This window comes from Collinsella aerofaciens (genome assembly GCF_015557435.1).
GTDB classification, from domain to species: Bacteria; Actinomycetota; Coriobacteriia; order Coriobacteriales; family Coriobacteriaceae; genus Collinsella; species Collinsella aerofaciens_Z.
In genome coordinates this window covers 46,323-55,506 of the sequence record NZ_JADNOH010000051.1, presented here as the reverse complement: position 1 = coordinate 55,506, position 9,184 = coordinate 46,323, and the positions used below count along the sequence as shown (strand labels likewise).

Genomic DNA, 9,184 nt, shown 5'->3' with positions numbered 1-9,184 from the left:
AGCACGCGGCTGTTAACCGCGCTGTTGTAGGTTCGAGTCCTACCCGGGGAGCCAGGTTGTAAAACCCGTCGCTTATGCGGCGGGTTTTTTCATGCCGCGACCACTTGACTCGAACGTTGCCATATCAACATTTCGTGTCGAGGATGTAATCCCGCGACCCATCACCTCAACATGGCGCGGTCGTTGTAGAATATTGCAATGATTGCTCCCACGACATGGTGCCGTGAGCACCAGATAAGGAGATTCTTGTGTCTGAGACCATCAACGGCAGCCTGAGCGTCTCGAACGACGTTATTGCCGATATTGCCGGTTATGCCGCGATGACGTGCTATGGCGTCGTCGGTATGGCTGAGCAGCTCCAGGGCGCCGAGAGCGTGCGCCTGCTTGCCGGTCAGCGCCTCCGCAAGGGCGTGCTTGTCTCCGCCGACGAGAACGGCCTTACGGTCGATCTTCACGTCGTGCTCGAGAACGGCGTCAACATGAAGTCCGTCTGCCACAATCTTTCGAGCTCCGTTGCCTTCACCCTGCAGGAGATCGCCCAGATCGATCCCGCCAGCCTTAAGATCGGCATTCACATCGACGCGCTCAAGAGCCGTCTGAACTAGCATCCGAAAACGGAGATTCAAATACCCATGATTGCAAAGACCATTCGCACCTGTTTTCCGATCGCTGCGGCTGCTGTTTCCGACAAGGCCGAGGAGATCAACAAGCTCAATGTCTTCCCCGTACCCGACGGCGACACCGGTACCAACATGTCGCTCACGCTCGCCTCGGTGACCAAGGAGCTTTCCGCCCTTCCCGCCGATGCCGATATGGAGGCCATCGCCGGCGCCATCACCCACGGCTCCCTGATGGGTGCCCGCGGCAACTCTGGCGTCATCACCTCTCAGATCCTGCGCGGCGTGGCCGAGGGTCTCGTCTCTGCTGATGAGCCCATCACGTCCGCCAACATCGCCTATGCGTTCCGCCGCGCCGTCAAGGTCGCCTTCCAGGCCGTCCGTAAGCCCATCGAGGGCACGATTCTCACGGTGCTGCGCGATGTCTCGACCAAGGCCGACGAGTGCGAAAAGAAGAAGTTCTCGGCCGAGGACGCGCTCGATGCCATCGTCGTCGAGGCCTACCAGTCCGTCGCTCGCACGCCCGACCTGCTGCCCGTTCTGAAGGAGAACGGCGTGGTCGACTCCGGCGCCTTTGGCTTTGCCATCTTCCTCGAGAACTTCGTAGCTGCCGCTCTTGGCCGCAGCACCGTTGTCGAGGATTTCTCCGCTACGTTTGACTCCGCCGGCTCTGCCCGTGATGCCGCTCTTGGCCGCGTTGAGATCGAGGCTAACGACGACTGGGAGGGCTCGGAATTCCGTTACTGCAATGAGTTCCTGTTTAAGGCCGACGCCCCGTTTGACGAGGACGAGTGCCTTAAGTTCCTGGGTTCCATGGGCGACTGTGAGCTGCTCGTGGGCGCATATCCCGACTACAAGATCCACGTGCACTCCAACACCCCGAACCTGGTGCTCGAGCACATGCTGCAGCTTGGCCAGATCTACGAGGTCTTTATCCACAACATGGAGATGGAGGCCCACGACCGTACCGCCAAGATCCACGAGGACCAGGAGAAGGCCGCCGAGCCCGCGAAGGCCCTGGGCTTTGTCGCCGTTGCCGCCGGTTCCGGCGAGGCAGACATCCTCAAGTCCCTCGGCGTTGACGTGATCGTGTCCGGTGGCCAGACCATGAATCCCTCGACTGCAGACCTGCTGGGCGCCGTCGACCAGGTCAACGCGACCTCGGTCATCATTCTGCCCAACAACGGCAACATCCGCATGGCCGCCGAGGCCGCTGCCTCTGCCTGCACCGACAAGAAGGTCGCCGTCGTTCCCACCAAGACCGTTCCGCAGGCCTTCTCCGCGCTGTTCGCGGTCCTGCCCGATTCCGAGCTCGAGGATGCCGTCGCCGCTATGGTCGACGCCATCAGCGAGGTCCGCGATGGCGAGGTCACCCGCGCCGTGCGCGACTCCAGTGCCTCCGACGGTTCGCCAATTCACTCCGGTGACGTCATGGGCATCATTGCCGGCTCCATCGACGTGGTCGGCTCCGACGTGAAGCAGGTCACGCTCGATTGCATCAACCGTATGCAGGAGGAAGAGGAGGGCGACGCGCTGACGATTCTGGCCGGCGAGGAACTGTCCGATGAGGCCTTCCAGGAGATCGTCGACGCTATCGAGGAGACTCAGCCCGATCTGGAGATCGACGCCCATCGTGGCGAGCAGCCGCTCTATCCCGTGATCTTCTCGATCGAGTAGGCAACTGCCCATGTCCGAACTGTGCTCCGTGCCGCGCGTCTCGGAGCGCTTTGCCCAGAGCAATGCGCTCGACGAGGATATCGCGCGACTCAAATATGTTTCGGGTAAACGTGAGGAGGCCCTTCGCCGTCTGGGAATTCGGACGGTGGGGGACCTCCTTCTCCATATCCCTCATCGATACCTGGACTTTACGCGCTCCTGGTCCATCGAGATGGCGCCCATCGGTACCGTGTGTACCATCATCGCCACGGTCGATCGTATCGTCCAAAAGCAGCCGCGTCCGCGCATGCAGGTGACCGAGGTCTCACTCGTTGACGAGACGGGCGTGCTGCAGGTCGCCTTTTTCCGCCAGCCCTGGATTGCCCAGCAGCTTAAGCAGGGCGACCGCCTGGCCGTAATGGGTAAGGTCGAGTTTGCCTACGGCTTTAAGCGGATGGCCTCGCCGCACTTTGAAAAGCTTGAGGAAGGGCGCGCCGCGGGCACTATCCTGCCGGTCCATTACGTGAGTGACGGCGTGAGTCAGGCATGGATGCGCCGTATCGTAAGTGGCGCGCTCGAGGTCGTCGGCAATCCCTTCGACCCGATTCCCGCACGCTTACGCGTCAAGCGCCGCCTGATGAGCAATGCCCGTGCGCTTCGATCGATCCATTTTCCCTTGAGCAGGGCTGAGCGCGATATCGCGCGCGCACGGCTTGCCTACGAGGAGTGCCTCTACCTGCAGCTGGCGCTGCGCCTGCGCAACGACGGTATCTTGGTCGAAGTCGCTCCCTACGCCCACGCCGCGGGCGAGCACCTGGCCGCGCTCAAGCAGGCCCTGCCGTTTTCGCTGAGCGACGAGCAGGAGGCCGCGTTCCAAGACATCCTGCGCGATATGTGCGATGGCGGGCGCGTGATGAACCGCCTGCTGCTGGGCGATGTCGGTACCGGTAAGACCGCCGTTGCCGCCTGCGCGCTGGCTGTGGCTGCCGATAGCGGCACACAGGCCTGCGTTATGGCGCCCACGGGCGTGCTGGCGCGTCAATATGCCGATAAGACCGGCCCTCTGCTCTCGCAGGCCGGCATGTCTTGGGCGCTTCTGACGGGTGCCACGCCGGCCGCAGAGCGCGAGCGCATCCATGCACAGCTGGAATCGGGAGAGCTCGACGTCCTCTTTGGAACCCACGCGGTCCTTTCGGATAACGTGGCGTTTAAGTATCTGTCGCTCGTAGTCATCGATGAGCAGCACCGGTTTGGCGTCGGCCAACGCAATGCCTTGCGCGCGAAGGGCCCCGGTGCCGATCTGCTCGTTATGACGGCAACGCCCATCCCGCGTACGCTGGCGCTTTCGGTCTACGGCGATCTGGACACGAGTATCATCCGCCATCGGCCCGTCCCTGGCGCTGGCGTGACGACACGCGTGCTTACCGAGTCGAGTCGCGACCTTGCCTATGGCGCCATCCGCGAGGCGCATGAAAAGGGTCAGCAGGCCTACGTGATTTGCCCGCTCGTGGAGCCGAGTGACTCGGCCGATGATCTGGAGGACGTGCCCGGTATCGCCCGCGACGACGAGGGCCGCGTGACGGTCCCCGTGCCGCTGCACGATACGGCGACCGAGCTCGATCGCCTGCGTCTGGCGTTGCCGGGTCTTGCCATCGAGCGCCTTCACGGCCGCATGCCAGCGGGGGAGAAGGACCAGGTTATCGATGCCTTTAAGCGTGGCGAGATTGACGTGCTCGTCTCGACTACGGTGGTCGAGGTGGGCGTCGACGTGCCTAACGCCACCGTCATGGTCATCGAGAACGGGGAGCGCTTTGGTTTGGCTGCTCTGCACCAGCTGCGCGGTCGCGTGGGCCGTGGCAGTGTGTCGGGCACGTGCCTGGTCATGACCCACTCAAAGGGCAATGGCGGTACGTCGGCGGCGCAAGACCGTCTCCAGTCGCTCGAAAAGACCGCAGACGGCTTTACGCTCGCGCAGATGGACCTGCGTCTGCGTCATGAGGGCGAGATCCTGGGCTACCGTCAACATGGCGGCGTGACCTTGCGTTTCGTCGATCTCGATGCCGACGAGGAGCTTATCGAGTGGGCCCATTTGGACGCGGTCGAGCTCTTGCGGTATGCTTGCAACCTTGACTCCGTGGCGACGCGCCCTCTGCGCGATGCGGTCGCCACGCGGTATCGACACATCTTTAAGGAGGTCAGCGGAGGATGAGAATCATCGGCGGCGAATGGCGCGGTCGCAAGATCGAGGAGCCCCGTGGTCGCGATGTCACCCGCCCCACGACTGATCGCGTGCGCGAGGCGTGCGCATCTATGGTCATGTCGGCATTCGACTTTGATTTGGACGAGGTCCGCGTGCTGGATGCGTTTGGCGGCTCCGGTGCCCTGGGCATCGAGATGCTCTCGCGTGGCGCCCGCTCGCTCACGACGTTTGAGATCGATCGAAATGCCGCGCGTCTTATTACCAAGAATATCGAGTCGCTCTGTCGCGACCGTGCGCGTTGGCGCGTGGTGACGGGCGACATGCTGGCTAGTGCCTCGCGCGGCCGTGTTCCGGGCGGCCCCTTCGACTTGGTTCTGCTCGATCCGCCGTATGCCTTTGGCGCCGAGCCGGTTCAGGAACTGCTGCAGAACCTTGCCCAGTGGGGCCTGCTGGCCCCTGGCGCATATGCACTGTTCGAGCATGCCGCCAACGACGCGGGCGCACATCCGGCCGGTTTTGAGACCGTCCGCGAGAAGCGCTACGGCATCACCTCGGTCGACCTGCTGCGCTGGGTCGGCGATAGCAAGGGCGACAGCGCTGATGCTAACGATAACGACGAGGCAGTATCCCCGGAGGACGCCCATGAGTGACACCATCAACCGCGTAATCGTCCCGGGTACCTTCGATCCCATCACCTTTGGCCATATCGATGTCATCCGCCGCGCTCGCCGCATCTTCCCCAGCGTTATCGTCGCTGTTGCCGAGTCGCAGGGTAAAAACGGCGTGGGCACCACCTTTATGCTCGACGAGCGCGTGGCGCTGGCCCGCGAGGCGCTCGGCGATATCGAAGGTGTCGAGGTCCTGCCCTTCACCGGCCTCTTGGTCGACTTCGCCCGTGAGCAGGGCGCCGGCGCCGTGGTCAAGGGCCTGCGCGCCATGACCGACTTTGAGTACGAGTTGCAGCAGGCCGACCTCAACTACCGCCTGGACAACGAGCTGGAGTCCATCTTTGTCATGAGTGCCCCGCAGTACGGATATGTCTCGAGTTCGGTGGTTCGACAGATCGCCTCGCTCGGCAGCGACGTATCGACGTTTGTGCCGTCCAATGTGGTCGAAGCGCTCAAACATCGCTTTTCGTGACGTTTTTTATTGCCTGGTGGCATGTGGTAAACTAGCACGATGATATGTTACCTATGAAAGGAGACCGGATGCCGGGCGAGAATTTTCCTGGCGATAGGATCGTCAGCTTGGTCGATGAGCTCGAAGGGCTGATCGAGGAAGCCAAGCCGCCTTTCGGCAAGAACGCTCAGTTCAAGGTCATCGACGCCGACGTGTTCTTCAACATCCTCGACGAGATCCGCATGAGCTATCCCGAGGAGTGGCAGAAGTCCCGCCGTATCCTCAAGGAGCGCGAGGAGCTTATGGCTTCCGCCGCCGCTCAGGCCGATTCCATCATCGCCGATGCTCAGCAGCAGGCCCTCACCATCGCCGGTGAGCAGGAGATCGTCCGCTTAGCACAGCAGCAGGCCGACGATATTCGCGACCGTGCCCAGCAGTACGAGCGCGAGACGCGTTATGCTGCCGAGGACTACGCAGAGCAGGTCTTTACGCACCTGGAGGAGAACCTCAAGAGCCTGACCGGCACCGTTACCCGTTGCCGTCAGCAGCTCAACGAGGGTGCCGCCCAACAGAATGGTCAGTGGTAATGGCTGAGTTCCCGAGCGTTACCGTCGATCTTTCCGAGCAGCTCGAGTTTCCAGGAGATTCGTATCCGCTGACCGGTAAGGTCGATGTCGCCACCTACACGGTGGGCGAGAAGGAGTACCAGCTTCAGGACGGCATCGACTACGACGTTGTCTTTACCAATGCCGGTACCGGTGTCTTGCTCACGGGCATGGTCCGCGCGCACGCCACCGGCGAGTGCGACCGTTGCCTGGAGCCCGCCTCGTTTGATATCGCCGGCGAGATCGAGGAGTTCTATCTCTTTGAGGAGCCCGAGGATCCCGAGGCCTTCGAGGACGGCTACGAGCTCCTGGGTGAGGACCGTCTAGTCGATCTGGGTGAGCCCATCAATGACGCGGTCGTTATGGACACGCCGTTTGTAGTGCTCTGCAAGCCCGATTGCCGTGGTCTGTGCCCCACATGCGGTTGCAATCTCAACGTCGAGCAATGCGATTGCGCCGCCCAGGCAGAGGCGGAATGGGCCGCTGCCACGGAAAATCCATTTGCAGCATTGAAGAATCTCAAGCTCGATGAGTAAAACTGTGGTAGTATCGCTACTTGCGCGTAATCGCCACACTGGATAGTTCATAAGGAAGGTCACTATGCCCGTACCTAAACAAAAGCAGGGTCGTATCCGCACTCACACCCGTCGTTCCGCCAACATGAAGATCTCGGCTGCGGCTCAGTCCACGTGCCCCCGTTGCGGCGCTGTCAAGCTTCCGCACCACGTGTGCCCCAGCTGCGGTTTCTACAAGGACCGCGAGGTTATCGTTACCGAGTAACGGTATACTCTGGATGCGATGCCGTTCCAAATGGAACCACAATGGCCGGCTCAATGAGTCGGCCATTTTTGTATAAGGAGCATGTATATGAGTAACGTTCGCGTTTGTGTAGACGTTGTGGGTGGAGACGAGAAACCTCAGGTCGTTCTCGATGGTATCGAGGCTGCACTTGCCGCCGATCCCGATATCGAGGTCTTGGCAGCTGGTCCCGCCGAAATCGTCAATCCCTTTGCTGCTTCCCACGCACGTGTTGAGGCCCTTGAGGCACCCGACGTTATCGCCATGGATGACGATCCCATTCGCGCCGTGATGACCAAACGCAAGTCTTCGATCGTGCTGTCGTGCCGCGCCATCAAGAAGGGAAATGCGGACGCGTTTTTCTCCGCCGGCTCCACCGGCGCCATGACCGCCGCTGCGACCGCCTACGTCACGCCGTTTAGATATATGGCCGAAGGTAAGAAGCAGCCGGTGCGTCCCTGTCTGACAAATGCGCTGCCCAATCGCGCCGGCGGTCTGACGGTGCTGTGCGATATGGGCGCCAACCCCGATGTCGAGGTCGATGACATGGTGCGTTTTGCTCAGATGGGTAGCGCCTATGCTCGCGTCGTCCTGGGCATCGAGCATCCCCGCGTGGGCCTGCTTGCTAACGGCACCGAGGACGAGAAGGGCTCCAACTTTACCAAGGCCTGCTTCCCAGCCATGAAAGCCGCCGTTCCCGGCTTTGTTGGTAACTGCGAGGGAACGGACATCACCTCCGGTAGCTTCGATGTCGTCGTTGCCGATGGCATGTCGGGAAACATTGCCCTTAAGGCCACTGAGGGCGCTGCCAAGTTTTTGCTGCAGGAGCTCAAGGGCGTCTTTATGTCTTCGCTTGGCACCAAGATCGCCGCGCTGCTCATTAAAAAGCAGATGCGCGAGATCAAGGCCAAGCTTTCGGGCGACGCCAAGGGTGGCGCGATTCTGCTCGGTCTGCGCGGCGTTGTCCTGATCGGCCATGGCGCCACCTCGGTCGAGGCTGTTAAAAACGGTACGCTCGCGGCGGCCGAAGCCGTGCGCGCGGGGCTGGTCGAGAACGTCGCCAACTCCATGGACGGCATCGTTTTGTAAGAGCGAGTTAGAGCGCTGTTATGTGCCTCGCGGCCTGCTTCGTGGGGTAGAATCAGAACCGTGTCTTGGTACCGCCCGGGCGGTACCATTCTTTTGGTATTCATGCACTATGAGAGGAAGCGCTATGGACCGCTCCGAAATCTTCGACAAGATCGCCGAGGTCGCTGCTGACGTTCTGGGCGTCGATGTTGCCGAAATTAGCGATGAGACCACCTTTGACGATCTCGATGCCAACTCGCTCGAGCGCCTGCAGCTGGTTACGGCTATCGAGGACGAGTTCAACCTCGAGATCGATGACGAGACTCTGCTCTCGCTCAACTCTGTCGCCGACGCCGTCGACGCGATCGAAAACGCCAGGGAGGCCTAGGTCTTGGCTTTGTCTGAACGACTTACGCGTGCCCAGGAAATCCTGGGCCATGAGTTCAATAATAAGGTGCTGCTGCGCGCGGCGCTTACGCATCCCTCGGCAGTCGAGGGCCAGCCGGTTTCTGCCAGCTATGAACGCCTTGAGTTTTTGGGCGATTCCATTTTGGGCGCCGTGGTGGCCCGTTCGCTCTTTGAGTCCTATCCCGAGTTTGACGAGGGGAAGCTCACGCGCCTGAAGGTGTCGCTTGTCTCGGGCGCCACGCTGTCCGAGGTGTCGCATGAGCTGGGCATCGACGACATCATTATCTTTGGTGCTTCCGAGACCGGTACCGGTGCGCGCGGTCTGCACTCGGCGCTCGAGAACGTCTACGAGTCGCTCGTGGGCGCGCTGTACCTGGATGCCGGCTGGGATGTTGCGGCGGACTTTATCCATCGTACGCTCAAGCCGCATCTGGCCTCCGAGCGTGCCGAGCACCCCGCGAACCCCAAGTCGTTCTTGCAGGAGTGCGTGCAGGCAGACGGCCACGAGCCTCCCGCGTATAAGCTGGTCGGCTCCGAGGGCCCCGCGCATGCGCCCACCTTTACCGCTGTGGTGCTCATCGACGGTATTCGCCAGGGCCGCGGCACCGGTTCCTCCAAGAAGGAGGCCGAGGGAGCCGCTGCGCTCGAGGCACTCGACCGCATGGGCTACACCACCAACGGCGTGATTCTCAACAAGAAGCCTGTTTAAGCGA

General features: G+C 61.5%; 11 protein-coding genes. All 11 read left to right on the top strand.

Annotation, left to right across the window (positions count from 1 at the left end):
* Nucleotides 1-248: 248 nt before the first annotated feature.
* The 11 genes from I2G43_RS05000 (at nt 249) to rnc (ending at nt 9,180) form a co-directional block, all read left to right on the top strand.
* Nucleotides 249-605 carry an Asp23/Gls24 family envelope stress response protein gene (locus I2G43_RS05000; protein WP_022093773.1) on the top strand — a complete coding sequence of 119 codons (357 nt, stop codon included), beginning with the start codon at nt 249-251 and terminating at the stop codon, nt 603-605.
* 27 nt (nt 606-632) lie between these two features.
* The gene (locus tag I2G43_RS04995) at nt 633-2,294 is read left to right on the top strand and encodes a DAK2 domain-containing protein (protein ID WP_195535321.1); all 1,662 of its coding nucleotides are present in this window, start codon (nt 633-635) and stop codon (nt 2,292-2,294) included.
* Between the two features lie 10 nt (nt 2,295-2,304).
* A complete protein-coding gene (recG, locus tag I2G43_RS04990; protein WP_195535320.1) occupies nt 2,305-4,482 on the top strand; it encodes an ATP-dependent DNA helicase RecG in 2,178 nt (725 codons plus the stop codon).
* Nucleotides 4,479-5,123 carry a 16S rRNA (guanine(966)-N(2))-methyltransferase RsmD gene (rsmD, locus tag I2G43_RS04985; protein WP_195535319.1) on the top strand — a complete coding sequence of 215 codons (645 nt, stop codon included), beginning with the start codon at nt 4,479-4,481 and terminating at the stop codon, nt 5,121-5,123. The genes recG and rsmD overlap by 4 nt, the downstream gene beginning before the upstream one ends.
* Entirely contained in the window at nt 5,116-5,613 is a 498-nt protein-coding gene (gene coaD, locus I2G43_RS04980) for a pantetheine-phosphate adenylyltransferase (RefSeq protein WP_195535318.1), read from the top strand. Before rsmD ends, coaD begins: the two co-directional genes overlap by 8 nt.
* Before the next feature lie 68 nt (nt 5,614-5,681).
* Complete coding sequence (locus tag I2G43_RS04975; RefSeq protein WP_040358176.1) at nt 5,682-6,179, top strand: ATPase; 498 nt, start codon at nt 5,682-5,684, stop codon at nt 6,177-6,179.
* Nucleotides 6,179-6,733 carry a YceD family protein gene (locus I2G43_RS04970; protein WP_195535317.1) on the top strand — a complete coding sequence of 185 codons (555 nt, stop codon included), beginning with the start codon at nt 6,179-6,181 and terminating at the stop codon, nt 6,731-6,733. The genes I2G43_RS04975 and I2G43_RS04970 overlap by 1 nt, the downstream gene beginning before the upstream one ends.
* Before the next feature lie 64 nt (nt 6,734-6,797).
* Entirely contained in the window at nt 6,798-6,977 is a 180-nt protein-coding gene (gene rpmF / locus I2G43_RS04965) for a 50S ribosomal protein L32 (protein WP_022094017.1), read from the top strand.
* 87 nt (nt 6,978-7,064) lie between these two features.
* Nucleotides 7,065-8,084 (top strand): phosphate acyltransferase PlsX, encoded by a 1,020-nt coding sequence (plsX, locus tag I2G43_RS04960; protein ID WP_195535316.1) that lies wholly within the window; start codon nt 7,065-7,067, stop codon nt 8,082-8,084.
* 124 nt (nt 8,085-8,208) lie between these two features.
* Nucleotides 8,209-8,451 (top strand): acyl carrier protein, encoded by a 243-nt coding sequence (locus I2G43_RS04955; protein WP_055309519.1) that lies wholly within the window; start codon nt 8,209-8,211, stop codon nt 8,449-8,451.
* A gap of 3 nt (nt 8,452-8,454) precedes the next feature.
* Nucleotides 8,455-9,180, top strand: coding sequence for a ribonuclease III (gene rnc / locus I2G43_RS04950; RefSeq protein WP_195535315.1), 726 nt, complete (start codon nt 8,455-8,457; stop codon nt 9,178-9,180).
* Nucleotides 9,181-9,184 lie beyond the last annotated feature (4 nt).